This window comes from Achromobacter sp. Bel, assembly GCF_012928505.1.
Taxonomy (GTDB): Bacteria; Pseudomonadota; Gammaproteobacteria; order Burkholderiales; family Burkholderiaceae_B; genus Achromobacter.
On the sequence record NZ_JABBJN010000009.1, the window covers coordinates 93,505 to 118,327 of the forward strand.

22 protein-coding genes and 1 tRNA gene are annotated in these 24,823 nt (G+C 63.9%); 17 read left to right on the forward strand and 6 right to left on the reverse strand.

The window, feature by feature from the left end; all coding sequences use genetic code 11:
- Positions 1-145: 145 nt before the first annotated feature.
- Positions 146-643, reverse strand: a complete 498-nt coding sequence (locus HG262_RS08405; protein WP_169270567.1) for an ASCH domain-containing protein — start codon at positions 641-643, stop codon at positions 146-148.
- A gap of 189 nt (positions 644-832) precedes the next feature.
- Between HG262_RS08405 and HG262_RS08410 the strand changes: the two genes are divergently transcribed.
- Both HG262_RS08410 and HG262_RS08415 read left to right on the forward strand, forming a co-directional pair.
- Positions 833-1,030: a hypothetical protein gene (locus HG262_RS08410; protein WP_169270568.1), complete on the forward strand. Its 198-nt coding sequence runs from the start codon at positions 833-835 to the stop codon at positions 1,028-1,030.
- Between the two features lie 63 nt (positions 1,031-1,093).
- A complete protein-coding gene (locus HG262_RS08415; protein ID WP_169270569.1) occupies positions 1,094-2,284 on the forward strand; it encodes an amidohydrolase family protein in 1,191 nt (396 codons plus the stop codon).
- 28 nt (positions 2,285-2,312) lie between these two features.
- Here HG262_RS08415 and HG262_RS08420 read toward each other — a convergent pair whose 3' ends face one another.
- Positions 2,313-3,197 carry a LysR family transcriptional regulator gene (locus HG262_RS08420; protein WP_169270570.1) on the reverse strand — a complete coding sequence of 295 codons (885 nt, stop codon included), beginning with the start codon at positions 3,195-3,197 and terminating at the stop codon, positions 2,313-2,315.
- Positions 3,198-3,358: 161 nt separating this feature from the next.
- On the opposite strand from HG262_RS08420, the gene HG262_RS08425 reads away from it, so the two are divergent.
- Complete coding sequence (locus HG262_RS08425; protein ID WP_169270571.1) at positions 3,359-4,486, forward strand: mandelate racemase/muconate lactonizing enzyme family protein; 1,128 nt, start codon at positions 3,359-3,361, stop codon at positions 4,484-4,486.
- Between the two features lie 73 nt (positions 4,487-4,559).
- Positions 4,560-5,546 (forward strand): tripartite tricarboxylate transporter substrate binding protein, encoded by a 987-nt coding sequence (locus HG262_RS08430; RefSeq protein WP_169270572.1) that lies wholly within the window; start codon positions 4,560-4,562, stop codon positions 5,544-5,546.
- Between the two features lie 30 nt (positions 5,547-5,576).
- Here the strand turns inward: HG262_RS08430 and HG262_RS08435 are convergent, their stop codons facing one another.
- Complete coding sequence (locus HG262_RS08435) at positions 5,577-6,425, reverse strand: IclR family transcriptional regulator (RefSeq protein ID WP_169270573.1); 849 nt, start codon at positions 6,423-6,425, stop codon at positions 5,577-5,579.
- Positions 6,426-6,597: 172 nt separating this feature from the next.
- Between HG262_RS08435 and HG262_RS08440 the strand changes: the two genes are divergently transcribed.
- From HG262_RS08440 to HG262_RS08460, 5 genes are all read left to right on the forward strand, one after another.
- Positions 6,598-8,250: an MFS transporter gene (locus HG262_RS08440; protein ID WP_169270574.1), complete on the forward strand. Its 1,653-nt coding sequence runs from the start codon at positions 6,598-6,600 to the stop codon at positions 8,248-8,250.
- A gap of 16 nt (positions 8,251-8,266) precedes the next feature.
- Positions 8,267-9,226, forward strand: coding sequence for a carbon-nitrogen hydrolase family protein (locus tag HG262_RS08445; protein ID WP_169270575.1), 960 nt, complete (start codon positions 8,267-8,269; stop codon positions 9,224-9,226).
- Between the two features lie 3 nt (positions 9,227-9,229).
- Positions 9,230-9,844: a flavin reductase family protein gene (locus HG262_RS08450; protein WP_169270576.1), complete on the forward strand. Its 615-nt coding sequence runs from the start codon at positions 9,230-9,232 to the stop codon at positions 9,842-9,844.
- A 20-nt stretch (positions 9,845-9,864) separates the two neighbouring features.
- Positions 9,865-11,145, forward strand: a complete 1,281-nt coding sequence (locus HG262_RS08455) for a DUF2254 domain-containing protein (protein ID WP_248293286.1) — start codon at positions 9,865-9,867, stop codon at positions 11,143-11,145.
- Positions 11,146-11,480: 335 nt separating this feature from the next.
- Positions 11,481-13,103 carry a methyl-accepting chemotaxis protein gene (locus HG262_RS08460; RefSeq protein WP_248293287.1) on the forward strand — a complete coding sequence of 541 codons (1,623 nt, stop codon included), beginning with the start codon at positions 11,481-11,483 and terminating at the stop codon, positions 13,101-13,103.
- A gap of 152 nt (positions 13,104-13,255) precedes the next feature.
- On the opposite strand, the gene HG262_RS08465 is transcribed toward HG262_RS08460, so the two are convergent.
- Positions 13,256-13,346 (reverse strand) — tRNA-Ser (locus HG262_RS08465).
- Positions 13,347-13,663: 317 nt separating this feature from the next.
- On the opposite strand from HG262_RS08465, the gene HG262_RS08470 reads away from it, so the two are divergent.
- The 3 genes from HG262_RS08470 (at position 13,664) to yaaA (ending at position 16,558) form a co-directional block, all read left to right on the forward strand.
- Positions 13,664-14,881, forward strand: coding sequence for a cation:proton antiporter (locus tag HG262_RS08470; RefSeq protein ID WP_169270577.1), 1,218 nt, complete (start codon positions 13,664-13,666; stop codon positions 14,879-14,881).
- 104 nt (positions 14,882-14,985) lie between these two features.
- Positions 14,986-15,768 carry a 3-hydroxybutyrate dehydrogenase gene (locus HG262_RS08475; protein ID WP_169270578.1) on the forward strand — a complete coding sequence of 261 codons (783 nt, stop codon included), beginning with the start codon at positions 14,986-14,988 and terminating at the stop codon, positions 15,766-15,768.
- A gap of 16 nt (positions 15,769-15,784) precedes the next feature.
- Positions 15,785-16,558: a peroxide stress protein YaaA gene (yaaA, locus tag HG262_RS08480; RefSeq protein ID WP_169270579.1), complete on the forward strand. Its 774-nt coding sequence runs from the start codon at positions 15,785-15,787 to the stop codon at positions 16,556-16,558.
- A 78-nt stretch (positions 16,559-16,636) separates the two neighbouring features.
- On the opposite strand, the gene HG262_RS08485 is transcribed toward yaaA, so the two are convergent.
- Complete coding sequence (locus tag HG262_RS08485) at positions 16,637-18,862, reverse strand: FUSC family membrane protein (protein ID WP_169270580.1); 2,226 nt, start codon at positions 18,860-18,862, stop codon at positions 16,637-16,639.
- Positions 18,863-19,300: 438 nt separating this feature from the next.
- Between HG262_RS08485 and HG262_RS08490 the strand changes: the two genes are divergently transcribed.
- The 4 genes from HG262_RS08490 to pssA all read left to right on the forward strand — a co-directional run bounded on the left by HG262_RS08490 (position 19,301) and on the right by pssA (position 23,611).
- Positions 19,301-21,070 (forward strand): acetolactate synthase 3 catalytic subunit, encoded by a 1,770-nt coding sequence (locus tag HG262_RS08490; RefSeq protein WP_348984374.1) that lies wholly within the window; start codon positions 19,301-19,303, stop codon positions 21,068-21,070.
- Positions 21,071-21,080: 10 nt separating this feature from the next.
- Positions 21,081-21,572, forward strand: a complete 492-nt coding sequence (gene ilvN / locus HG262_RS08495; protein WP_006217868.1) for an acetolactate synthase small subunit — start codon at positions 21,081-21,083, stop codon at positions 21,570-21,572.
- Between the two features lie 77 nt (positions 21,573-21,649).
- The gene (ilvC, locus tag HG262_RS08500) at positions 21,650-22,666 is read left to right on the forward strand and encodes a ketol-acid reductoisomerase (RefSeq protein ID WP_006223609.1); all 1,017 of its coding nucleotides are present in this window, start codon (positions 21,650-21,652) and stop codon (positions 22,664-22,666) included.
- Between the two features lie 171 nt (positions 22,667-22,837).
- Positions 22,838-23,611 (forward strand): CDP-diacylglycerol--serine O-phosphatidyltransferase, encoded by a 774-nt coding sequence (pssA, locus tag HG262_RS08505; RefSeq protein WP_169270582.1) that lies wholly within the window; start codon positions 22,838-22,840, stop codon positions 23,609-23,611.
- Positions 23,612-23,686: 75 nt separating this feature from the next.
- Here the strand turns inward: pssA and HG262_RS08510 are convergent, their stop codons facing one another.
- On the reverse strand, positions 23,687-24,205 hold the full coding sequence (locus HG262_RS08510) for a hypothetical protein (RefSeq protein WP_169270583.1): 519 nt from the start codon (positions 24,203-24,205) through the stop codon (positions 23,687-23,689).
- Positions 24,206-24,540: 335 nt separating this feature from the next.
- Between HG262_RS08510 and rpsO the strand changes: the two genes are divergently transcribed.
- Complete coding sequence (gene rpsO, locus HG262_RS08515) at positions 24,541-24,810, forward strand: 30S ribosomal protein S15 (RefSeq protein ID WP_006223612.1); 270 nt, start codon at positions 24,541-24,543, stop codon at positions 24,808-24,810.
- Positions 24,811-24,823 lie beyond the last annotated feature (13 nt).

Consider the following 24,823-nt stretch of genomic DNA (forward strand, 5'->3'; position numbering starts at 1 on the left):
CACTGCAGGGTGGTGCGCCCGCTCTGGTGAACCCGCACTTGAAATCGATTGAAATCAGGTGGAATGAGATGAAGTCGAGGTAGGGTGTTACACGCCGTCACCATCCCGGCAGGGCCGCGAGGCGCGTGCCGAGGGGCGCCGCCTCTTATTCGGTCTGCTGGCGGCGGAATTCCACGACCCAGACCCACGGATTCGCGGCCCAGGCATGCGAACCGTAGCGTTCGCACCACGTCAGCGCGAACGCCGTTTGAAGCGGCACGCCCGGCAGCAGCGCCGACGATTCATATAACGCCTGCGTGCCTTCGGCGCGCGCATCGGCTTCGGTCAGGTTCTGCAAACGTTGTATGCGTACGCCCACGATCACGGCGCTGGCGAACGGCTGGCCGGCTTCATCGGTCAGGATGATGCTCTCGCCGGATTTCCCATAGGGGCACCGGACCCAGCTGGACGTCTTGCGCAGCTCGGTGGGGTTATCACGGTTTGGGCCCATGGCAACCCATCTGCCGGAGTCTTCGGCGTCCGCATACCAGACCGTGGTGGGTTTAGTCGGCTGCGGCTTCAAAATGCGGCGGCTCTGCACTTTGGAGCCGTTCAAGACGGCCTGTTTAAGCGGTTCGCTGAATTGAAGTGACTGCCTTTTCATGCGTTCGCTATTCTCCTCTCGACTAACGCCCGATTGTTTCCGGCAATGCGTCGAATCGATGTGTGACGAGTGCACCAGCTATTTTTATCCAGCTGCGGGCAAGTATGACCTGTCGTGTTCGCGATGTCAGGCATGGTTTGTATTAGTGTTGTCTTTTTGTACTGCCGTCGTTATTTGTATACTCAAGGCATGAATACCGACCTGCATGACCTCAAGCCCGGCTACTACTGGTACACCATGGCCAACGATCCGCTGGCCGTCATCCACATCCATGACGACGGTGGCGCTTCGCTCATGGGCACCGACTACCGTATCGGCGCCGAAGGCGTGGCCGACATGGTTCGCCAGGGCGAACGCTTCTTCTGGATCGAACCCCCGCAAGTTTGATGCCCGAGGGGGTGTCGTAGCCGGCCGCTGGGGCCGGCTGCTTGCGCTTGTGCGGAACACGCCATGACTGACCTGTTATTGAAAAATGTCCGCGTTTCGCGCGCCGACGCCGTGGACGTGTTGGTGCGGGCAGGCCACATCGCCCGGATCGGCCCCGGCATCGATGCCGCGGCAGATGCCTTGGTAGAAGATGGCGGCGGCGCCCTGCTGCTGCCCGGCCTGATCGAAGGGCATACCCATCTGGACAAGACCAACTGGGAGTCGCCCTGGTACGTGAACGAGGTCGGGTCCGCGTTGACGGATCGCATCGACAACGAGCGCGCATGGCGAGCCAGCACCGGCCACGACGCCGCCAGCCATGCGCGCGCACTGGCGCTAGCCTTTCTGCGTGAAGGCACGACCCGCATCCGCAGCCACGTCGATGTCGATACCGACGCCGGCTTGCGCCACCTGCACGGCGTGCATGCCATCCGCGACGAGTTGGCCAGCCGCGTCGAGATCCAGACCGTGGCATTCCCGCAATCGGGTTTGCTGATTCGCCCCGGCACCGCCGAATTGCTGGACCAGGCGCTGGCACAAGGCGCCGACGTGCTGGGCGGGCTGGACCCGTCAGCCATTGACCGCGATCCCGCAAAATCCCTGGACGTGCTGTTCGGCCTGGCCGACAGGCATGGCAAGCCGGTGGACATCCATCTGCACGAGCCTGGCGAGCTGGGCGCGTTCACGCTGGACCTGATCCTGGATCGAGTGGCCGCATTGGGCATGCAGGGCAAGGTGGTCATCAGCCATGCTTTCTGTCTGGGCGGAGTCGATGCCAGGCGGCTGGACGGCTTGCTTGGGCGCCTGGCCGCGCTGGACACGGCCGTGCTGACCACCGCGCCGCCCTCCCGGCCTGTGCCGGCCGTTCGTGCCTGCCGCCAGGCCGGCGTGACGATTTTCGGGGGCAATGACGGCATCCGTGATACCTGGACGCCTTATGGCAGCCCGGACATGCTGGCGCGTGCCATGATGATCGGCCTGCGCAACGATCTGCGTCGCGATGACGAGGTCGATTGGGCTTTCGATTGCGTGACCGGGGCCGCTGCCCGCGCCTGCGGGTTTGCCGATTACGGCCTGACGCCGGGCGCGCGGGCCGACCTGGTCCTGGTGGACGCCAGTTGCGTGGCCGAAGCCGTCGTGACTCGCAAGCCCCGCCGCCTGGTCGTGGCGGGCGGCGCGATCGTCGCGCGCAACGGCCAGGACGCCATCGCCTGATCGCTTGGACGCCTGGGCCTTGAAGCGGCTAGGGCGGGGACAGGCCGAGCTGCGACTCGGTCAGTTCCACGAAGGCCCGCATCAATTCCGACCGCACGCCCGCGCGTAGCCAGATGGCGCCCACGGTTCGCACCGGGCACGGCGCCGGCAGCGGCCAGCGCTTGACCCGCGCCGGCGGCGTGCCGGAGGCGGCCCAGTCGGGCAGCAACGCCACCCCCAACCCCTCAGAGACCAGCTTGGCGATGGAATCGATTCCATCGAGCTCGAAACGCACCTGTGGCCGCAGGTTGCGCGCCCGCAGATAGTCGTCCGCCATCTTTCCGCCGACCACGCTGCGGTCGTAGCAGATGTAGGGTTCGCGCGCGATCACCGCCAGTGGGTCGCGCACCTTCATGTTGGCGGGAGTGACCAGCACCAGGGGCTCGTGGCGAAGATCGCGCCACGCGCAGGTCTTGGGCAGCGGAAACAGCGGGTGCACCAGCAGCGCGCCGTCCAGTTCGCCTGACTGCACCTTGCCGTACAGCAGGGTGGTGGGAGCGGGTTCGATATAGATTTCGATATGCGGGTGGCGCGCGACCCAGGTCCGCAGCACGGGCGGCATGATGCCGGTCAGTGCGGTGGGCGTGGCGCCCAGCCGCAAGGGGCCGGCGGGCAGTTCGGTGTCGCTGGCGGCCGAGCGCAGGTCCCGCACGTCGCGCAGGATCTGGCGGGCGCGCTCCAGGATGCGCAGGCCGGCGGGCGTGGGTTTGACGGTGCGCCCGGAACGGGCGATCAGCGCGCTGCCCACGTCGGCTTCCAGCGCCCGCAGCCGCTGCTGCACGGTGGCCGGCGTCAAGCCCTGGTGCCGCGCGGCCTGGGCGATGGAACCCAGTTCCACGACGTGCACATAGGTTTGCAGAAAGCGCGAATCCACAGCGGCAAGCCTCTTGGGAAGATGGAATATCCATATTCTAAAGATGTGTGACGATAATTGTTGTTTTCTTTGGCGAAGGGAAGAATACGTCCGGAGCATTTAGCCGGCGCAAGACGCGTTGGCGCCGCCTGTCGGAATTTCCCTTTATCAAGGAGCCTGCCGTGCCCATCATTGAATCCATCGACGTATGCGCCGCTGCGGTGCCGTTGGACAAAGTCACTTCATTCTCGAACCGCACCGTTTCCACGCGGCACTATGGCCTGGTCAAGGTGCGTTCCACCGATGGCGTCGAAGGCATCGGCTTTTGCTATGTGGGCAGCGCCGGCGGGGCCATCTTCGAAGCGGCGGTGCAAAGCCTGCTGGGGCCCGTGCTGCTGGGCAAGGACTCGCATGCCGTCGAAGGCCTGTGGCAATCCATGTATCAGGAGGCGCTGCTGCAAGGCCGCCAGGGCACCGTGATGCGTGCGTTGAGCGCGCTGGACATCGCGCTGTGGGACCTGAACGCCAAGACGGCCGGCCTGCCGCTGCACAAGTTCCTGGGCGCGGTAGAACTTGAGACCGTACCCGCGTACGCCAGCGGCGGCTACTACCTGGATGGCAAGACGCCGCAGCATCTGGGCGAAGAAATGGCCAGCTATGTGGACAAGGGTTTCCGCGCGGTCAAGATGAAGACCGGCCGCCTGTCGCCGCGCGAGGAAGAAGCGCGCTTGAAGGCGGCGCGAGAAGCCGTGGGCCCCGACGTCGAACTGATGATGGACTGCAACAACGCCTGGCAGGACGTGACCCAGGCCATGCAGTACATTCGCCGCTTCGAGCAGTACGAGCCCTATTTCATCGAAGAACCCTTCAGCCCGGATGACATCGACAGCCATGCCAAGCTGGCGCGCCTGACGCATCTGCCGATTGCCACCGCCGAAATCGGTTATGGCCGCTGGTACCACAAGGAATTGCTGGACAAGGGGGCGGCCGGTATTCTGCAGACGGACGCCGCCGTGTGCGGCGGCATCACCGAGTGGAAGCGCATTGCGGCTACGGCCGCCAGCTACGGCGTGGTTGTCTGCCCGCATTGGTTCCACGATGTGCATGCGCCGCTGGTGGCGGCTACGCCGAATGCGCGCTACGTCGAGTTCTTCTGGGATGATCAGGTGCTGAACTTCCGCAAGCTGGTCGATCGTCAACTGACGCACAAGCAAGGACGCGTGGTGTTGCACCAGGAACCCGGTCTGGGTTTTGGGTTCGACGAACGCATGGTCGAACGGTACGGAAAGTGGGCCCGGGTCGGCCGTTGAGGCCACCCCGCAAGCAGGCAGTGCTTCGCTAAAACCAGCCGCCGGCCTACGGGACCGGCGCGAGGAGACAAGAATGCAACGCAGGCAATTCATGACTGGCGCCGCGGCGCTGGGGGTGGGGCTTGTCCTGCCCGCTGCGGCCCGGGCGCAACAGCCCGACCTGCCGTCCGGCCCCGTGAAGATCGTGGTGGGCTTTCCGGCAGGCGGGGGCACCGATGTGCTGGCCCGGTTGCTGGGGCAGAAGCTGGGCGTGATGTGGAACATGCCCGTCATCGTGGAAAACCGCGCGGGCGCGGCCGGCATCATCGCCGCCGAGCAGGTGGCCCGGCAACCCAATGACGGCAACACCCTCTTGATGGCGCATGTGAACAGTCACGGCATCGCGCCGGGCCTGCAGCCCAAGCTGGCCTATTCGGTGGACCGCGATTTCTCGCCCATCGCGCTGGTGGGCAAGACGCCCACCATCCTGATCGGTGGCGCGTCCCAGCCGGCCAAGACCTTGCCCGACCTGGTCAAGCTGTGCCGCGCGCAACCCGGCAAGATCGTGTTCGGGTCGGCCGGCGCCGGCTCCGCGCAGCATCTCGCGCTGGAGATCTTCAAGGCGCGCGCCGGCATCGACGTGCTGCATGTGCCGTATAAAGGGTCCGCGCCGCTGATGAACGATCTGATGGGCGGCCATGTTCAGTACTGCTTCGAAGGCATGACGACGGCGACGCCGCTGCTGCAGTCGGGCAAGGTGATCGCGCTGGCGCAGACCCTGCAACAGCGCTCCAAGAGCCAGCCGGACGTGCCGACGGTGGCCGAGCAAGGCTATCCGGGGTTCGAGGCCAGCATCTGGTTCGGCATGGTGGGGCCGGGCAAGATGCCCGGCGCCATGGTCCAGCGCATGAACGGCGACATCGACCGCGTGCTGGCCATGCCGGACGTGCAGGAGAAGCTGGCGCAGGTGGGCGCCGAAGACGGCGGCGGCAGCGTGCAGCGCTTTGCCGACTTCATGGCGAAGGAACAGCAGAAGTACGCGACAACGATCAAAGAGGCGAAGATCGTCGTCGAAAGCTGACGCGGCAATTGGCCCGCGCCGGACGGTGGCTCAGCGCGCGTCCGGGTCCACCCAGCCCGCCATCGCCGAGATCGAGCGGGCCTTCTCGCGCAGCAGGCGCGCCGTGCCGGACTCCAGCTCATCATCGATCGCGCCCACCGGCCCCATCAGGGTGATGGCCGCGGTCATTTCGCCCAGCATGTCGAAGATGGGGGCCGACAGCGACGTGAAGTGCGGCAGCAGCGCGTGGCGGCAACGGCTGATGTGGTGCTTCTGCACCTCGTCGCGGATCGCCTGCACGTCTTTCTCCGTATAGGAATTGCCGGGGGCGCCGCCATGGCTTTCCGGCGTCGCCGAGGCCAGTTCCTGCGCAAGCAGGTCGCGGGTCAGGGCGTCCGGCAGATGGGCCAGGAAGTTGCGGCCTAGCGCGGACGACAGCAACGGCATCACGCTGCCCACGCGCAATTCCAGCAACGGCCGGCTGCGGCTGCCTTCCACCCGGTAGACGATCGTGGGGCCCTTGTTGCCCCATACCCCCAGGAACACCGTGTGCCCGGTGACGGCGGCCACTTCGGCCATGATGGGGCGAGCCGTGGTGAACACGTCGAATTGCTCCAGGGCCGCCAGGCCCAGCCGCAGGGCATAGGGCCCCAGGCCGTAATGGCCGGTGTCAGCATGCTGCTGCACCACGCCCACCTTCTGGAAACTGACCAGGTAATAGTGCACGTTGGGCACGGTCAGTTCACAGGCGTCGGCGATTTCCTTCAAGGGCATCGGGCGGCCGGTCTTGCGGATCACGTCCAGGATCCGGAACCCCACTTCGATCGACTGGATGCCTCGGCGCGCAGCGGTCGGCGCCTGTTCCGTGTTCTTTTCAACCTTGCCGGCGGGCCTTGCCATGACTGCCTCCACGATGTCTTTGGCGGCAGTGTAGCAGCGGCCCCGCCACGTTCCGGCCGATGGCGGGGACAGGTTTTCCGGGTTTCCCCCAGCTATGTCGTGCCTGGCTTCAAGTTTGATAATAGTTAATGCGTACAGCAGTATCAATTAAAAACGATCGGGGAATGCAAGCATGGAAGCCAATGTCGCAATGCCGCGGATAGACGCCGCGCCGACGCTCAGCCGGAAAGAGGAACGCCAGGTGGTGGTGGCCTCGACCCTGGGCACGTTGTTCGAGTGGTACGACTTTTTCATCTACGGGACGCTCGCCGTTTTCATGAGCCAGGTGCTGTTTCCGCAGGACAACCCTACCGTGGCGCTGCTTGCGGCGTTGGGCGCGCTGGCGGTGGGCTTCATCATCCGTCCGCTGGGCGCGGTGATGTTCGGCTACCTGGGCGACAAGTGGGGCCGCAAATACACGTTCTTGATTACGGTTGTGATGATGGGCGGCGCCACCGTCTTGATCGGCTGCCTGCCCACCTATGAATCGGCGGGCCACCTGTCGTGGATCCTGCTGCTGACGTTGCGCGTCATCCAGGGCCTGGCGGTAGGCGGGGAGTACGGCGGCGCCGTGATCTACGTGGCCGAGCATTGCGAACCCAAGCGCCGCGGCCTGTTGACCGGCTGGATCCAGATCACCTCGTCGGCCGGCCTGATCCTGTCGCTGGTCGTCATCCTGTGCACCCAGGCGGCGATGAGCGCGGAAGATTTCCGCCAATGGGGCTGGCGCCTGCCGTTCATCCTGTCGATCGTGATGCTGGCGATTTCGATCTATGTGCGCGCCAAGCTGCATGAATCGCCCGTCTTCACGCGCATGAAGCAGCAGAACCGCCTGTCGAAGAACCCGATCAAGGAAACATTCGGCCAATGGTCCAGCCTGCGGCTGGTGCTGCTGGCGCTGATCGGCGTGACCGCCGGCCAGGGCGCAACCTACTTCACGGGACAGTTCTACGTGATGATCTTCCTGCAGCAGGCGGTGCAGATCGACCAGACCAGCGTCTACACGCTGATCCTGATCGGCTTCATCATCGGCGCGCCGACCTTCGTGCTGTTCGGCTGGCTGTCCGACCGGATCGGCCGCAAGTGGATCATGATGGCGGGCCTGTTCATCGCCGCCATCGGCTATCACTCCATGTTCGACGTGCTGCTGAAAGCCGGCAACCCGGCCCTGGCGCAAGCCATGCAAAGCACGCCAGTGCGTGTGCATGCCGACACCAGCGGCGGGGCCTGCGACTTCGGCTTGCAGGCCGCGATGATCGGCAGCCACGCCGACCACAAGAAGGTGTGCGTGCAGGCCAAGAAATTCCTGGTCGGCAAGGGCATCAACTTCGAATACGCAGCCCCGTTACCCGGCCAGGACATCGCCCTGACCGTGGGCGGCGTCACCGTCAACGGTTTCGACCGCGCAGGCTACGCCCGCGCGCTGACGGCGGCCGGCTACCCCGACCGCGCCGACCCCGCGCGCGTGGACCGCGCCACCATCATCCTGATCCTGGTGCTGATGACGGCGGTCGTCGCGATGGTCTACGGGCCGGTCGCGTCCTATCTGGTCGAGTTGTTCCCCCCCCGCATCCGATATACCGCGCTATCCTTCCCGTACCACATCGGCGCAGGCATCTTCGGCGGGATCGTGCCGTTTACCGCGACCTATCTGGCGCAGGCCAGGGGCAATATTTTCGGCGGTTTGATGTACCCGGTGGTCGTGATGGTGGTGGTGGGCATCATCGGCAGCCTGTTCCTGCCGAACACGCGCGCCCAGGCCATCGACGAAGACCCCATCCATTAAAAGAGCGAGGAGAGACATGTCCGTGCAATCGAGCTTCAAGGCCGCCGTCATCCAGGCGGCGTCCATTCCGACCGACAGCCTGGCTTGCGCCCATAAGGCGGCCTCCCTGATCCGCCAGGCGGCGGAGCAGGGCGCCCGGGTGCTGGTGTTCCCCGAAGCCTTCCTGGGCGGCTACCCCAAGGGCAATTCCTTCGGTGCGCCCATCGGTATGCGCAAGCCCGAAGGCCGCGATGCCTTCGCCAACTATCACCAGCAGGCCATCCGGCTGGACGGCGAGGAAGTCGCGGTGGTGGCCCAGGCCGCGGCCGACACCGGCAGTTTCGTCGTGATGGGCTGCATCGAGGCCGACGGCGGCACGCTGTATTGCACCGTGCTGTATTTCAATGGCCAGGAAGGCCTTGCCGGCAAGCACCGCAAGCTGATGCCAACCGCGGGCGAGCGGCTGATCTGGGGCTTCGGCGATGGCTCGACGATGCCCGTCTTCGATACGCCCTACGGCAAGATCGGCGCCGTCATTTGCTGGGAAAACTACATGCCGATGCTGCGCATGTACATGTACAGCCAGGGCGTGGCCCTGTATTGCGCGCCCACGGCGGATGACCGCGACAGCTGGATCCCCAGCATGCGCCACATCGCGCTGGAAGGCCGCTGCTATGTCCTGACCGCCTGCCAGCACCTGCGCCGCGACGCGTATCCGGAAGACTTCGAATGCGCCTTGGGCGACAGCCCGGACACCGTGTTGATGCGCGGCGGCAGCGCCATCATCGACCCCTTGGGCGAAGTGCTGGCCGGCCCGGACTTTTCCGCCGAAACGATCCTGTACGCCGACATCAACCCCAACCAGATCCTGCGCGGCAAGTACGACTTCGACGTGTCCGGCCACTACGCGCGGCCCGACGTGTTTCAGCTGCACGTCGACACCCGCGAGAAGCGGGCGGTATCTGCCATCAGCGCGACTGGCCCGCAGGAGCCCTGAGCCATGCATTTCGATTTCAGCGCCCTGCCATCGCAGACGGTCTACAAGCTGTTGACGTCGACCGTCACTCCGCGTCCGATCGCGTGGGTCACCACGATATCGGATGAGGGCTGCGTCAACGCGGCGCCGTTCAGCTTCTTCAACGTCATGGGGCATCAGCCGCCTACGGTCGCCATCGGCCTGATGCGCCGCGCCAATGGCGAGCTCAAGGACACCAGCGCCAACATCATCGAAAACGGCGAGTTCGTGGTGAATCTGGTGGCCGAGTCGATGATGCAGCAGATGAACCAGACCTGCGCGGACTACCCGCCCGGCGTGGACGAGCTGGCCAAGGCCGGATTGACGGCGCTGCCGGCCGCGCATGTGCGGCCGCCCCTGATCCAGGGTAGCCCGGTATCGCTGGAATGCGTCAGCCAGGCGACGATCGTGACCGGGCCGCACCAGGTCGTGGTCATCGGCCGCGTGCTGGGCGCGCATGTGAATGACGCCTATGTGCAGGATGCTGAGCGCGGCTACGTGAAGACCGCCGAGATGGGCCTGGTGGCCCGCATGCACGGCAGCGGGTGGTACGCTCGCAGCACGGATTTGTTCCAGTTGGCGCGGCCCACGGAGCCCTAGCCAAGTCACGGAAAGGAGAAATGATGGTTGCTCGTTGGCGCTGGGCGTTTAAGCAATTGACCAGGCGCCTGTGGTTCAGGGCCAGTCTTTTCTCGCTGCTGGGCGTGGCGACCGCCTTGCTAGCCGTCATATTCAAGGGCGCCATTCCTGAAACCTTGCCTGCCCGCATCGGCGCCGATGCGGTGGACAAGATTCTGGGCATCATTGCGTCCAGCATGCTGGCGGTGACCACTTTTTCGCTCAGCACCATGGTGGCGGCCTACGGCGCGGCAAGCAGCGGCGTGACGCCGCGCGCAACCACTCTTGTGATGCAGGACACCACCACGCAGAACGCCCTGGCCACGTTCATCGGCTCGTTTCTGTTCAGCCTCGTGGGCATCATCGCGCTAAGCACGGGGGCCTATGGCGCGCAGGGGCGGGTCTTGCTGTTCGCAGTGACGATCGCGGTGGTGATCCTGATCATCTACACACTGCTGCGCTGGATCGATCACCTGTCAAAGCTGGGGCGGGTCGGCGAAACCATCGACCGCGTTGAAACCGCTACGATCGACGCTATCCGGCACCGCGTTCAATGGCCTTGCCTGGGCGGATCCCCGTATCCGGCGGCCGGCGTGCCTCCCGAGCCTGCACTGGCCGTGGCAAGCGATCAGACGGGCTACGTCCAGCACATCGACGTGCAGGCGCTGGGCCAGATCGCACGGGAACATCAGGCCTGGATTTACCTGGATGTTTTGCCCGGCGCCTTTGCCCATGTCGGCATGGTGCTAGCGTGGATCGTGCCCGAAACAAGCAATGCGCTGACCACGCGCGAGGCGCCGAATGAGGAAATTCTGGGCGCCATCACCGTGGGAACGCATCGCACATTCGAACATGACCCGCGCTTTGGCTTGTCGGTGCTGTCCGAAATTGCATCCCGTGCCTTGTCGCCAGCCGTCAATGACCCCGGAACGGCCATTGACGTCATCGGCAGGGGCGTCAGAAGCCTGACCAGTTGGGGCCAGCCACCATCTTCGCAGGTGGAGGCCGAGCCTGACTGCCAGCGGATCTACGTGCATAGCCTGGACGTGGATGATCTGTTCGACGACTTTTTCGGCCCCATCGCCCGAGACGGCGCGGGTCTGCTGGAAGTGGATATGCGCATGACAAAGGCGTTGTTGAGCCTGGCCGAAATCAATCCGCCTCTGTTCAAGGCGGCCGCTTCCCGGCATGCCGCGCGCTTGCTCGAGTACGCAGAGAATGCGCTGGGGCTGGATGAAGACAAGCGCCGACTTCGCGAGCTGGCTCTGCCCCTGTTGCGTTGAGGAGAGGGGGCGGCGCTTGTTGGAGCGGGCGAGCGAAACACCGCACATAAAGCGGCGGTCCGAACCCGATTTTGCAAAGGGACGAGCTTGTGCCAATTCGTTCTCCAGTTCCTTGATTGCGGCACAAATCGCCGCTGCTAGCATCTGCCCGACCACTGCGAGAACCCTCGGTTCACGACTTCTCCGCTGGCAATTCTCATCATCTTTGAACACCATATTGGGGGCAGATCCATCCAGGGGCTGGCGGGCGTCTGGCTTGCGTTAGCGGCGTGTTTGCAGCCGCGCGCGATTGCCGAAACTGCATTCGCGCGCCTGTCTGGATGGCTGGATGCGGCATGAACAATCTGAAACTTGGAACCCGCCTGGCGGGTGGATTCGGCATTTTGCTGGCCATGATCATCATCATGTGCCTGGTCGGGCTGGTCAGCCTGGCCAACATCAACGCATCGGTTGAAACGGTGACCCAGCGGTCACTGATCAAGGAGCGCTGGATCAGCGATTGGGCCCGCAACATCCAGGCCGGTGTCACTCGTACCACCGCCATTGCAAAGAGTACCGACACCAGCCTGGCGGCGTTCTTCACTGAAGAAGCCGCCGCATCCACGCGGAATTCTTCGGCGCTGCAAAAGCAGATCGAGCCGCTGATACACACCCCCGAAGAGACACAGTTGTGGCAAGGCATCGGCAAGTCCCGAGGCGACTATCTGCGCACGCGCGACGCCATCTTCAAGGCCAAGCAGAGCGGCGACGTGGACGCAGCCAACCGCGTCTTCAACGACGAATTCCTGCCGGCCACACGCCAGTTCATCGACCAGATCACCAAGTTGTCCGCCTTGCAGCGCGCCGAAATCGATGCGCGGGCGGCCGACATCCAAAGCGCCTATCGCGCGGCCAATTTCTGGATGATCGTCATTGGTTCCATTGCCCTGATCAGCGGTTTGTTGCTGGCCGTGCTGCTGACGCGCGGGATTACTCGTCCGCTGTCGGACGCCGTGCGCGTGGCGCGTACCGTTGCCGCCAATGACCTGAGCAGTACCGTCATCGTGAAATCACGCGACGAGATCGGCCAGTTGATGCAGGCTCTGGAATCCATGAACACCAACCTGGCCGGCACCATCGCAAGCATCCGGACCGGCGTGGACAGCATGGCGTCCGCCTCGGGCGAGATCGCGGCCGGCAACACCGACCTGTCGTCCCGCACCGAGCAGCAGGCCGCATCGCTGGAAGAGACTGCGGCATCCATGGAGCAGCTGTCCTCCACCGTGAAGCAGAACGCCGACAGTGCGCGCCAGGCGAACCAGCTGGCCGCCGCCGCCTCCGACACGGCATCCCGGGGCGGCGCGACCGTGTCCGAAGTCGTCAGCACGATGAACGCGATCTCGTCCAGCTCGGTCAAGATCGCCGACATCGTGTCGGTCATCGACGGCATTGCGTTCCAGACCAACATCCTGGCGTTGAACGCTGCGGTGGAAGCCGCGCGGGCGGGCGAGCAGGGCAAGGGTTTCGCGGTGGTCGCCGCCGAAGTCCGCACACTGGCGCAGCGCAGCGCGCAGGCCGCCAAAGAGATCAAGACGTTGATCGAAGATACGGTGCAGAAGATCAGTCAGGGGTCGGTCAGCGCCGAACGCGCGGGCTCGACGATGCAGGAAATCGTCAGTTCGGTACAGCGAGTGACGGACATCATGGGTGAAATCGCCGCGGCGTCCGCCGAACAGGCCGACGGCATCGAGCAGGTCAACCGGGCCGTGTCCCAGATGGACGAAGTCACGCAGCAGAACGCCGCGCTGGTGGAAGAGGCTGCGGCGGCGGCAGGTTCGATGCAGGATCAGGCGGCCGACCTGACGCGAGCGGTCAGCGCATTCAAGCTGCCGGGGGCAGGGCATGCGGGCGGCGGGCGGGCGGGCGCAGGACGCGCGATTGGCCGCGCCCATGCGACAGATCGCGGCGTATTGATTTAGGCGAAGCGCTGCGAGCAAGGATCCGGGCGGGCGTCGGGCGGGGAGTCCCGCCCGACGCAGTTTCTTTGGTGTCACAGGCCCAAATATCAGACGCAAATATCGGACCCAAAGAAAAAAGCCCCTGATTTCTCAGGGGCTTCGTTCTTGAATACTGGCGGAGAGGGTGGGATTCGAACCCACGGTACGGGGATACCGTACGCCTGATTTCGAGTCAGGTACATTCGACCACTCTGCCACCTCTCCGTTGCTGGGTTCCGTAACGGTGAAATTCCTGCCTTCGCTTTTGCCGTCTGACTAGACGACTAAAACACCGTCGACTTGACGACTAAAACAGTAAGGCGGGTTTCTCACTCCAAGATCCCTGGTCGGAAGGATCTTCGTTGTCGGAGCAGCGAAGCCCGCAATTCTACAGGATTTTTTTTGTTTGTGTAAAGAGGGCGGGAAAAAATCTCTACAGGGGCTTATCCCGGGCTTCCGGCGCCGGCGATCTTTGCCCAGAATTCGTCCGACGCGGGCATCTTGATCCTTGGCCCGCACCCAACAGGCGACATCCCCGCTCCATGGATCTGATCCTCATCCTCCTGCTTGCCGCTGTCCTGTGCGTGCCCATTACCCAACGGCTGGGGCTGGGCGCCATCCCCGGCTATTTGATCGCGGGCGTGCTGATCGGGCCGTCCTGCCTGAAGCTGGTGACCAATGTGGACACCATGATCAACGTGTCCCAATGGGGCGTGGTGATGATGCTGTTCATCATCGGGCTGGAACTGTCGCCCAAGCGGCTTTGGGCCATGCGCAACGAGGTCTTCTTGCTCGGATCCCTGCAGATGATGGCGTGCGGCCTGCTGCTGGGCGTGGTGTTCGGGGCGGCATTGCGGCATCTGGCAGGCATGGAATGGCAGGCGGCGGTGCTGTGCGGGCTGTCTTTGGCGTTGTCGTCGACGGCGGTGGCGCTGCGGCTGCTGGACGAGCGCGCACTGACGCGCACGCCGCTGGGGCGGTCGGCGCTGGGCGTCCTGCTGTTCCAGGACATGGCGGCCATTCCGATGCTGGTGGCGGCCGGGCTGCTGGGTTCCGACGGCACGTCGGCCCCGTCATTCAAGGAAGCGCTGATCGCCGTGGCAGTGGTAGCGCTGGCCTACCGCCTTCGACTGCTGGGCTGGGCCGCCAAAGCGCAGTTGAACGAACTGTTCACGGCGGCGGCGCTGCTGATGGTGGTGGGAGCGGCGCAGCTGTTCGACTACGCGGGCCTGTCGGCCGGCCTGGGCGGTTTCCTGGTGGGGGTGCTGATGGCGGAATCGCGCTACCGGCACGACCTGGAAAAGGCGATCGACCCTTTCAAGGGCCTGCTGCTGGGCTTGTTCTTCCTGGCCATCGGCATGTCCATCAATCTGGCGGTGGTGGCGGTCCACTGGAAACTCATCTTCGCCGGCGTGGCTGCCCTGCTGGCAATCAAGGCCCTGGTCTTGTACGGATTTGCGCGCTTTTTGGGGTTGCCGCGCTATCACCGGCTACTGTTTGCCATGGTGCTGGCGCAGGGCGGGGAATTCAGCTTCGCGATTTTCAACGAGGCCTGGGACAACCACCTGATGAGCCTTGAGCAGCGCGACGTGCTGGCGGTGGTGGTGGCGGTGTCGATGGGCGTCGTGCCGGTGCTCATCAAACTGCTGGAACGCGTGCCGGAGAGCCGGGGCGGCATGGCTGACCTGCCCACCGCCGAGCCCGTTGCGGGCGACGGGCAAGCGTCCGCCGAACCCCGCGACAAGCCTCCCGCCGCTTGACCCCGCAGGGTGTGGGGGCATGGCATGATTGCCGTCATGCCGGGCAGCTACACTTGAACCCCGTTTTCGCATCCCGCTCTACGCCAGATCACAGGAGAATGCTCATGCTCAAAGGAAAAGTCGCCCTTGTTACCGGTTCCACCAGCGGCATCGGCCTGGGTATCGCCACGGCCTTGGCCCAGCAAGGCGCCGACATCGTCCTGAACGGTTTCGGCGATGCCGCCGAGATCGAAAAAGTGCGTGCCGGCCTGGCCGCCAAGCATGGCGTGAAGGTGATCTACGACGGCGCCGACCTGTCCAAGGGCGATGCAGTGCGCGGGTTGGTCGAGAACACGGTGCGCCAACTCGGCCGCATCGACATCCTGGTCAATAACGCCGGCATCCAGCACACCGCCCTGATCGAAGACTTCCCGGCTGAAAAGTGGGACGCCATCCTGGCGCTGAACCTGTCGGCCGTGTTCCATGGCACTGCCGCCGCCCTGCCATACATGAAGAAGCAGGGCTTCGGCCGCATCATCAACATCGCGTCGGCGCACGGCCTGGTGGCGTCGGCCAACAAGTCGGCCTATGTGGCCGCCAAGCATGGCGTGGTGGGCTTCACCAAGGTCACCGCGCTGGAAACCGCCGGCCAGGGCATCACCGCCAATTCCATCTGCCCGGGCTGGGTCCGCACCCCGCTGGTGGAAAAGCAGATCACCGCACTGGCCGAAAAGAACGGCGTCGACCAGGAAACCGCTGCGCGCGAACTGCTCAGCGAAAAGCAGCCGTCGCTGCAATTCGTGACGCCGGAGCAATTGGGCGGCACCGCCGTGTTCCTGGCGTCGGACGCCGCGGCGCAAATCACTGGAACGTCCGTCTCCGTCGATGGCGGCTGGACGGCGCGCTAATTTAAGGAATTCCCGAATGCTGTTTCTGCTTTCCCCCGCCAAGAAGCTGGACTACGACTCGCCTCTGCACATCGAGACGCACACCCAGCCGCTGTTCGTGGACCAGGCCGCCGGCCTGATCAAGGTGCTGAAGACCAAGTCCGCGGATGAAATCTCCGAACTGATGAGCCTGAGCCCGGCCTTGTCCGAGCTGAACGCACAGCGCTATGCCCACTGGAAGCGCACCTTCACGCAGGCAAATTCGCGCCAGGCCGTGCTGGCCTTCAACGGCGACGTGTACGAAGGGCTGGACGCGTCGACCTTGTCCGCCAAGCAGCTGGATTGGGCGCAAGAGCACGTGGCTATCCTCAGTGGCCTGTATGGCGTGCTGCGCCCGTTGGATCTGATGCAGCCTTACCGTCTGGAAATGGGCACGCGGTTGCAGACGCCCAAGGGCAAGAACCTGTACGAGTACTGGGGGTCGACCATTGCCGACTACCTGAACGAGCGCCAGGAAGGCAAGAAGGCGCCGGTGATCGTCAATCTGGCGTCCGAAGAGTATTTCAAGTCGGTCGACCTGAAGACGCTGAAGGCACGCGTGGTGCAGTGCGTGTTCCAGGACTGGAAGAACGGCGCCTGGAAGATCATCAGCTTCCACGCCAAGCGCGCGCGCGGCCTGATGGCCCGCTATGCGATCCAGCACAAGGTCGCCAAGCCCGAAGGCCTGCATGGCTTCGACCTGGAAGGGTACGCGTATGACGCGTCGGCCTCGTCGGAAGACAAGCTGGTGTTCCGCCGCAAGCTGGACTGACCCGCCTGACCGCATTGCCCAAATGTAAACCGGCCTGGAAACAGGCCGGTTTTCGCTTCTGGCGTTACGCTCCCGCGTTCAAGATGCCACCGCCGCTACCGGCGGTGCGTGCGTCGGGTCTGCCAAAGCCTGCAATTCTTGGCGAATCATGTGGGACGCTTTCAGCATCTGCTTGACGGGGTAGACCAGCGCGGCTTGCTCGCCTTCGGTGTCGAACTGCGTGGGCAGGTTCGCGGCGATCTCGGGGCGGCGTTCGTCCAGCAGGTCGACCATGCCATTCATGGCCAGTTGCACCGCCTCGGGCGTCTTTGGCAAGGCCGCCAGAATGGGGATCGCCGCCGTGATCTGCGAGGCCAGCACGTGGTTCTGGATCAGCAGGTTGTTCAGCTCGGGCACGCTGACCTGGTGCGATTTCGGTTCGCTCATCATGCGGTAGAAAGCTTCGGCGAAATTGCTGAACGCGATGTGCACATTCTTGCGCGCCAGGCGCCAGGCCAGGTCGGCGTCGATCACCGCCGGCGTTTCGGCCGCGGCGCCGCCCACCGGCGCGCCATGCGCCTGCATGGCGTCGGCATAGCGCAGGCCGGCGATCAAGTATTCGCGGTTGGCGCGGGTGGCGGCAGCAGCCAGGGGTTTCAGGTAGCGCGCTTCCCACCAAGGCAGGATGTAGCTGCACACCAGCGCCAGCGTGCAGCCCAGCAGCGTGTCGATGGCACGTTCGCCGATCACGGCCATGGACACCGTGCCGGGCGAGACGAAGTGGAACACCAGCACCACGAAGAGCGTGTTGAAGATGGCGCTGGCCATGTAGTTCAACTGCACCAGGCTATTGCCCATGACGCAGGCGCCCAGCAGCACCGCGAACAGGATTTCTGGCCGGTCGGTCACGTTGAACAGCAGCAACGCGCAGATGCAGCCGATCAGCGTGCCGCCCAACCGCCAGCCGTTGCGCTGCCGCGTCAGCGCGAAACCGGGCTTCATGATGATCACGATGGTCAGCATGATCCAGTAGTTGTGTGCCGAGAACGCCGGCGACAGCCAGCGGCTGGCCAGCGTCATCGCGATGGCGGCGGCCGCCGTCACGCGCAGCGCATAACGGAAATGCGGCGAATCCAGCCGCAGGTTGCTGGTCAGCAGGCCAAAACGGAATTCCTGTCGCGAGATGAAGCGGGTCAGCGACTTGTTGATACGCAGCACGTCAGTCGGTTTGGCGTCCGGCGAGGCCGCCGTGTGGTCCGCCAGCCGGTCGACGATCCGGGCGGAATTGCGCAGGCGACGCAGCACCTGGATGATCAGTGCAAGCATTTCGGGTTCGCGTTCGCCCAGGCCCTGCTGCTTGAGCTGCTCGATCTCGTATTCGATGGCGCGCAATTCGGCGCGGGCGCTGCTGCGGTACTGCACCTGGCGTCCGCGCGAGACGTCCAGCGCGATGCGGTTCAGCTCCAGCGACATCTTGACCAGGGCGTCGCGCATGAACATCAGGCAGTCGTTGCCGGCCAGGGTGCGGCGCAGCGCGGCATAGTCGGTGTGCGTGGCCACCAGCGTATCCAGCAGCTGGAGCATGTCGACGAACATGTTCCAGATCATCACGCGCTGGCGGTCGCCCAGGCCTTTGCCGCGGGGCAGGGCGCGCAGCACCATGTCGCGGGCCGCCTGGTGCTTTTCCGTCATGACGGACTGGCGCTGGATCAGCGTGCGGTAGGCCTCGTCCAAATCGGCGGTCGCGTCGTAGAAGGCGGCGCGGGCCGCCACGTAGTCGCCGGTGGCGAACAGCGCCACCGACATGGCCTGCTGTTCCTCGCGCAGCCAGAACAGGCGCGAAAAGCCCAGGCTGAACACGACGTAGAACAGGGCGCCGCCCAGGGTGGCGGCGGCGTGCGCCAGCACCTCGTGCGGTTCCAGCGGCGAATGCATGGTCAGGGTCATCAGCAGCAGGCCGGCAAAGCCGATCAGCCCGCCTCGCTTGCCGAACACGGTGAACATCGAATAGACAAAGCACTGCGCGATAACGACCAGCCAGATCATCACCGGATGTGTGGACGCCAGCCCGGTGATGATGACGGTCAGCGTGCCCAGCGCGGCGCCGCCCAGCATCTCGTTGGTGCGGTGGCGCTGCGGGCCGCCCGGCTGGTCGATGATGGCCAGGCACTGCGCGCCGAAGGTCGCGACCAGCCCCGTGGTGTAGTTGCCGAAGAGGCCGCCCAGCACCAGCACGGGCAACAGCATGCCGACCCCCTGGCGCACCCCTCCGAAGAAGTAGTGGCTGTAGAGGAAGCGGCGGATGCTGGCAATGCGCAAATCCATGGGAAGGCGGCGGGCTGTGGGCGACCGGATAAGTATAGAGACGTCGTTCGGATTTTTGGGGTCAGATCGTTACCGGAGTTTCCCTGCGTCGGGGTTGCGTCGCCCATGCAACGGTTGTCAAACCTTGATTTGCTACCTTTGACGCAACGCGGTAAATTCCATCTCTTGCGTCGGTCTGCCTATCCGAAACCGGCGCGTTGAGGCGGATGGTCAGGGTCACCTCCCAGCCATCCTGCCGCAGTGATACTTGCTGTTGGCCGCGCCACAAGCGTGTGTTGCCAAAGCTTCCATTTCGACCTCCAGCGTCCCCAAGGGGCGTTTGCACTGCGTTCTGTCGAGCGTGTGCCGGGTCGGCAGGGTGTCCGGGTGGCGTGGCTCCGTGAGCCGCTAAGCGCCGGATCATGTTGTCGTAGCCGGTATGGGTTCCGTTGCCGCCGTATCCGGGCGAGCAGCAGTCAGGGTTGCAGGGCCGGTACTGAAAGGAAATACAACATGGAAATGAATGGCGCCGATATCGTCGTGCGCTGCCTGGCCGATGAGGGCGTGGAACACGTTTTCGGCTATCCCGGCGGCGCAGTGCTTTACATCTACGACGCGATCTTCAAGCAAGACAAATTTCAGCATATCCTGGTTCGTCACGAGCAAGCCGCCGTGCACGCCGCCGATGCCTATTCGCGCTCGTCGCAAAAGGTCGGCGTCTGCCTCGTGACCAGCGGCCCGGGCGTGACCAATGCCGTCACCGGCATCGCCACCGCCTACATGGATTCCATCCCCATGGTCATCATCAGCGGGCAAGTGCCCACTGCGGCCATCGGCGAGGACGCCTTCCAGGAATGCGACACCGTCGGCATCACGCGTCCCTGCGTCAAGCACAACTTCCTTGTGCGCGACGTCAAGGACCTGGCCGAAACCATGCGCCGCGCGTTCTACATCGCGCGCACGGGCCGTCCCGGCCCGGTGCTGGTGGATATCCCCAAGGACATCACCGTCGCGCAGTGCAAGTACACGCCGCCCAAGGGCGAAATCTCGATGCGTTCCTACGCGCCCGTCAATAAGGGCCACCAGGGGCAAATCAAGAAAGCCGTGCAGATGCTGCTGGCCGCCGAGCGGCCGATGATCTACACGGGCGGCGGGGTCATCCTGTCGAACGCCGCGCCCGAGCTCAACAAACTCGTGTCGCAACTGGGCGCGCCCTGCACCAGCACCCTGATGGGCCTGGGCGGCTACCCGGCCAGCAGCGGCCAGTTCGTGGGCATGCCCGGCATGCACGGCACATACGAAGCCAATATGGCGATGCAGCACTGCGACGTGCTGCTGGCCATCGGGGCCCGTTTCGATGACCGCGTGATCGGCAATCCCAAGCACTTCGCGCAGAACGCCCGCAAGATCATCCATATCGATATCGATCCGTCGTCGATCTCCAAGCGCGTGCGCGTGGACGTCCCGATTGTCGGTAACGTCAAGGACGTCCTGGCCGACCTCAGCGCCCAATACGAAATCGCCTCCGCCGAGCACAAGCCGGCCCCCATCGCCAAGTGGTGGGAGCAGGTCGAGACCTGGCGCGGCAAGGAATGCCTGAAGTTCGCCAACTCGGACGAAGTCATCAAGCCGCAGTACGTGGTGGAAAAGCTCTGGGAAGTGACGGGCGGCGACGCCTTCGTCACGTCCGACGTGGGCCAGCACCAGATGTGGGCGGCCCAGTACTACAAGTTCGACAAGCCGCGTCGCTGGATCAACTCCGGCGGCCTGGGCACCATGGGTGTGGGGCTGCCGTACGCGATGGGCGTGCAGATGGCCAACCCTGGGCATGACGTCGCCGTCATCACCGGCGAAGCGTCGATCCAGATGAACATCCAGGAACTGTCGACCTGCCACCAGTACCGCCTGACGCCCAAGATCGTCTGCCTGAACAACCGTTTCCTGGGGATGGTCCGGCAGTGGCAGCAGATCGATTACGGGTCGCGCTATTCCGAGTCCTACATGGATTCGCTGCCCGACTTCGTCAAGGTGGCCGAGGCCTATGGCCACGTGGGTCTGCGCATCGAGCGTCCGGCGGATGTCGAACCCGCGCTGCGCGAAGCGTTTGGCAAGCACAAGGAACGCCTGGTCTTCCTGGACTTCATCACCGACCGCACCGAAAACGTGTGGCCGATGGTCAAGGCTGGCCGCGGGCTGACCGAAATGCTGCTTGGCTCTGAAGACCTGTAAGGAGGCCACCATGAAGCACGTGATTTCCGTCCTCCTCGAGAACGAACCCGGCGCGCTGTCGCGCGTGGTGGGGCTGTTTTCCGCGCGGGGCTACAACATCGAGACCCTGACCGTGGCGCCCACCGAGGATGCCACGCTGTCGCGCATGACCATCGTGACCACCGGTTCCGATGAAGTCATCGAACAGATCACCAAGCATTTGAACCGCCTGGTGGATGTCGTCAAGGTGGTGGACCTGACCGAAGGCGCCCACATCGAGCGCGAGCTGATGCTCGTGAAGGTGCGCGCCGTCGGCAAGGAACGCGAAGAGATGAAGCGCATGGCGGACATCTTCCGCGGCCGCATCATCGACGTCACCGACAAGTCCTACACCATCGAATTGACCGGGGTGCAGGAAAAAGTACAGGCCTTCCTGGAAGCCCTGGACCGCAGTGCCATCCTTGAAACCGTACGCACCGGCGTGTCCGGCATCGGACGCGGTGAACGGATTTTGAAGATTTGACCGGCCTTCCAGGCCACGCCGCACCCTACATCTGAACCCAATCGAATATCCAAAATACTGGAATCTGGAGCACAACCATGAAAGTTTTCTACGACAAAGACTGCGATCTGTCCCTCATCAAAGGCAAGACCGTTGCCATCATCGGCTACGGTTCGCAAGGCCACGCGCACGCGCAGAACCTGCATGAGTCGGGCGTGAAGGTCATCGTCGGCCTGCGCAAGGGCGGCGCTTCGTGGAACAAGGCCGCCAACGCCGGCCTGGAAGTCAAGGAAGTGGCTGATGCCGTCAAGTCCGCCGACATCGTCATGATGTTGCTGCCCGACGAGAACATCGCCTCGGTCTACAACAAGGAAGTGCACGCCAACATCAAGGCGGGCGCCGCCCTGGCTTTCGCCCATGGCTTCAACGTCCACTACGGCCAGGTTGTGCCGCGCGAAGACATCGACGTCATCATGATCGCCCCGAAGGCCCCGGGCCACACGGTGCGCAACACGTACAAGCAAGGTGGCGGCGTGCCCCACCTGGTGGCCGTGTACCAAGACAAGTCGGGCGCCGCGCGTGACGTGGCCCTGTCGTACGCCAGCGCCAACGGCGGCGGCCGTGCCGGCATCATCGAAACCAACTTCCGCGAAGAAACCGAAACCGACCTGTTCGGCGAACAAGCCGTCCTGTGCGGCGGTACCGTCGAACTGATCAAGGCCGGTTTCGACACGCTGGTGGAAGCCGGCTACGCGCCCGAAATGGCGTACTTCGAATGCCTGCACGAACTGAAGCTGATCGTCGACCTGATCTATGAAGGCGGCATCGCCAACATGAACTACTCGATTTCGAACAACGCCGAGTTCGGCGAGTACGAAACGGGCCCGAAGATCGTCACCGACGAAACCCGCAAGGCCATGCGCCAGTGCCTGACGGACATCCAGACTGGCGAATACGCCAAGAAGTTCATCCTGGAAAACACCGCCGGCGCCCCGACCCTGACCTCGCGTCGCCGCATCAACGCGGAATCGCAGATCGAGCAAGTGGGCGGCAAGCTGCGCGCCATGATGCCCTGGATCGCCGCCAACAAGCTGGTGGACAAGTCCAAGAACTGATCGATGGCCATGCGTGGGGGGTTAACCCTCGCGCAACAGCGGTCAAAGCGGCATGCCTGCGAGGGCATGCCGCTTTTTCTTGGCTTATTGCTCAGGCACGCGGCTTGCTCTGTCCCGCAAGCGGGGCCAGATGGGTTAACCTTTCACCGTTCGTTGTAAGTTATTGAGACCATGCCCAATTTTTCCATGCGCGATTCCGAGAACCGCCACCGAAGCATCTACCTGCTGCCCAACGCATTCACCACTGCGGCGTTGTTCGCGGGGTTCTATGCCGTGGTGCAGGCCATGAACGATCGCTTCGAAGTCGCCGCCATCGCCATTTTCGTGGCCATGGTGCTGGACGGCATGGATGGCCGGGTCGCCCGGTTGACCAATACGCAGTCCGCCTTCGGCGAACAATACGACTCGCTGTCGGACATGACGTCCTTCGGCGTGGCGCCCGCGCTGGTCATGTACGAGTGGATCCTGAACGACCTGGGCCGCTGGGGCTGGCTTGCGGCATTCGTCTACGTGGCCGGGGCCGCGCTGCGCCTGGCGCGCTTCAACACCAACATCGCCGTCGTCGACAAGCGCTATTTCCAGGGCCTGCCCAGCCCGGCCGCGGCCGCGCTGGTGGCGGGTTTCGTCTGGCTGGCCGTGGACAACAAGTTGCCCATCCATGACAGCCTGATGGCCTGGGTGGCGTTCACGCTGACCATGTACGCCGGCATCACGATGGTGTCGAACGCGCCGTTCTTCAGCGGCAAGAGCTTTGCGCTGGGCCGTAGCGTGCCGTTCTGGGGCATCTTGCTGGTGGTGGCCGTGTTCGTGTTCGTGTCCAGCGATCCCCCGGTCGTGCTGTTCGGCCTGTTCGTTTTGTATGGACTGTCGGGCTGGGTGATGTGGGGCTGGCGCTGGAACAAGGCGCGCCGCCTGACGCAAGAACGCCGCGGCCAATCTTCCTGATCACGCCGCCCTGCAAGGCAAAATACAAAACCCGCCGGATCATCGGCGGGTTTTGTATTTTTGGGAGAGGGGGCGTCAGCGCCACATGAACTTCTCGTCGTCGTACATGGGGTCGGGCCCGGGGTGGAAGTGCGTCAGCTTGCTGCCGTCGCGGCTCATGTAGACGTACATCAGCGAATTCCAGACGCCGTTCTCTTTATAACGGTACGACCACACGACTTCGCGCTTCTCGCCCAGGCCGGTTTCCTCGATGCGGGCGGGCGGGCCGAATTCGCAGCGCACCCGGTCGGGGCCCCAGTCGCCGGTTTCCAGTACCTTGAAGTGGGCGTCGGTCAGCAGGGGCAGCACTTGCCCCACGCGGCCGTCGGTGCCGACGTTGGTGCCCCAGGCATACTGGCCCATCGGCTGTTGCGTCCAGATGACGCGGCGCCCGCCGCCGGCCTGCGGACATTCGAAATTGGGCTGGCCGAATTGGGTCAGCACCTCGCCGTAGGGCGTTCCGGGCGGTACCTGGGCCAAGTTGGCGCACGCGGCAAGCCCGGTCAGGGCCAGCGAGGCGAGTGCGATGCGGGCACCGCTGTAATATTTAGACATAATTTTGCTCCTCTGGGGCGTCGGCCGGGCGGTTGCCGGCCTCGGCCGGCGGGGACGAAACCGTCTCTGGGGTAATTCTAGCGAATCAGCTATAATCATCGAGCTTTATCAAGTGTATTGATTTTGCAAGATGCTTTGCGCCGGCAATCCGGCTGCAGGGTGGCTCCAAAAAGCGGGCCCGGGTTCCAGGCGAATCCGTGTGCTGTAGGAGGCACTTTCGCAGCTATTGAAGCAGCAGTGAGAAAGCAAAAACGCTTATCGCCGGGATTTACGCAAATTTTTTCCAAACCACGTCAGGGCACCTCGGCCCTGTCGCATGTCCGAAGAGGTCATCAATGTCTGTAGCTGACATCAAGAAATCCGATATCGTTGCGCAGTTCCAACGCGCTCAAGGCGATACCGGCTCCCCCGAAGTTCAGGTGGCTCTGCTCACCGCCCGTATCAACGAACTGACTGGTCACTTCAAAGAACACATGAAGGACCATCACTCGCGCCGCGGTCTGCTGCGTATGGTCAGCCGTCGCCGCAAGCTGCTCGACTATCTCAAGGGCCGCAATCCCGATTCGTACCGCGCTCTGATCGAAAAACTCGGTCTGCGTAAGTGATCGACGGGGCTGG

Excerpts from the sequence above, each read along its gene's own strand:
- yaaA (WP_169270579.1), top strand. The coding sequence starts at position 15,785 with ATGCTGTTTCTGCTTTCCCCCGCCAAGAAGCTGGACTACGACTCGCCT.
- HG262_RS08470 (WP_169270577.1), top strand. The coding sequence starts at position 13,664 with ATGGATCTGATCCTCATCCTCCTGCTTGCCGCTGTCCTGTGCGTGCCC.
- HG262_RS08450 (WP_169270576.1), top strand. The coding sequence starts at position 9,230 with ATGCATTTCGATTTCAGCGCCCTGCCATCGCAGACGGTCTACAAGCTG.
- HG262_RS08410 (WP_169270568.1), top strand. The coding sequence starts at position 833 with ATGAATACCGACCTGCATGACCTCAAGCCCGGCTACTACTGGTACACC.
- HG262_RS08430 (WP_169270572.1), top strand. The coding sequence starts at position 4,560 with ATGCAACGCAGGCAATTCATGACTGGCGCCGCGGCGCTGGGGGTGGGG.
- HG262_RS08485 (WP_169270580.1), bottom strand. The coding sequence starts at position 18,862 with ATGGATTTGCGCATTGCCAGCATCCGCCGCTTCCTCTACAGCCACTAC.
- HG262_RS08460 (WP_248293287.1), top strand. The coding sequence starts at position 11,481 with ATGAACAATCTGAAACTTGGAACCCGCCTGGCGGGTGGATTCGGCATT.
- HG262_RS08405 (WP_169270567.1), bottom strand. The coding sequence starts at position 643 with ATGAAAAGGCAGTCACTTCAATTCAGCGAACCGCTTAAACAGGCCGTC.
- rpsO (WP_006223612.1), top strand. The coding sequence starts at position 24,541 with ATGTCTGTAGCTGACATCAAGAAATCCGATATCGTTGCGCAGTTCCAA.
- HG262_RS08455 (WP_248293286.1), top strand. The coding sequence starts at position 9,865 with ATGATGGTTGCTCGTTGGCGCTGGGCGTTTAAGCAATTGACCAGGCGC.
- ilvC (WP_006223609.1), top strand. The coding sequence starts at position 21,650 with ATGAAAGTTTTCTACGACAAAGACTGCGATCTGTCCCTCATCAAAGGC.
- ilvN (WP_006217868.1), top strand. The coding sequence starts at position 21,081 with ATGAAGCACGTGATTTCCGTCCTCCTCGAGAACGAACCCGGCGCGCTG.
- HG262_RS08440 (WP_169270574.1), top strand. The coding sequence starts at position 6,598 with ATGGAAGCCAATGTCGCAATGCCGCGGATAGACGCCGCGCCGACGCTC.
- HG262_RS08445 (WP_169270575.1), top strand. The coding sequence starts at position 8,267 with ATGTCCGTGCAATCGAGCTTCAAGGCCGCCGTCATCCAGGCGGCGTCC.
- HG262_RS08435 (WP_169270573.1), bottom strand. The coding sequence starts at position 6,425 with ATGGCAAGGCCCGCCGGCAAGGTTGAAAAGAACACGGAACAGGCGCCG.
- pssA (WP_169270582.1), top strand. The coding sequence starts at position 22,838 with ATGCCCAATTTTTCCATGCGCGATTCCGAGAACCGCCACCGAAGCATC.
- HG262_RS08510 (WP_169270583.1), bottom strand. The coding sequence starts at position 24,205 with ATGTCTAAATATTACAGCGGTGCCCGCATCGCACTCGCCTCGCTGGCC.
- HG262_RS08415 (WP_169270569.1), top strand. The coding sequence starts at position 1,094 with ATGACTGACCTGTTATTGAAAAATGTCCGCGTTTCGCGCGCCGACGCC.
- HG262_RS08475 (WP_169270578.1), top strand. The coding sequence starts at position 14,986 with ATGCTCAAAGGAAAAGTCGCCCTTGTTACCGGTTCCACCAGCGGCATC.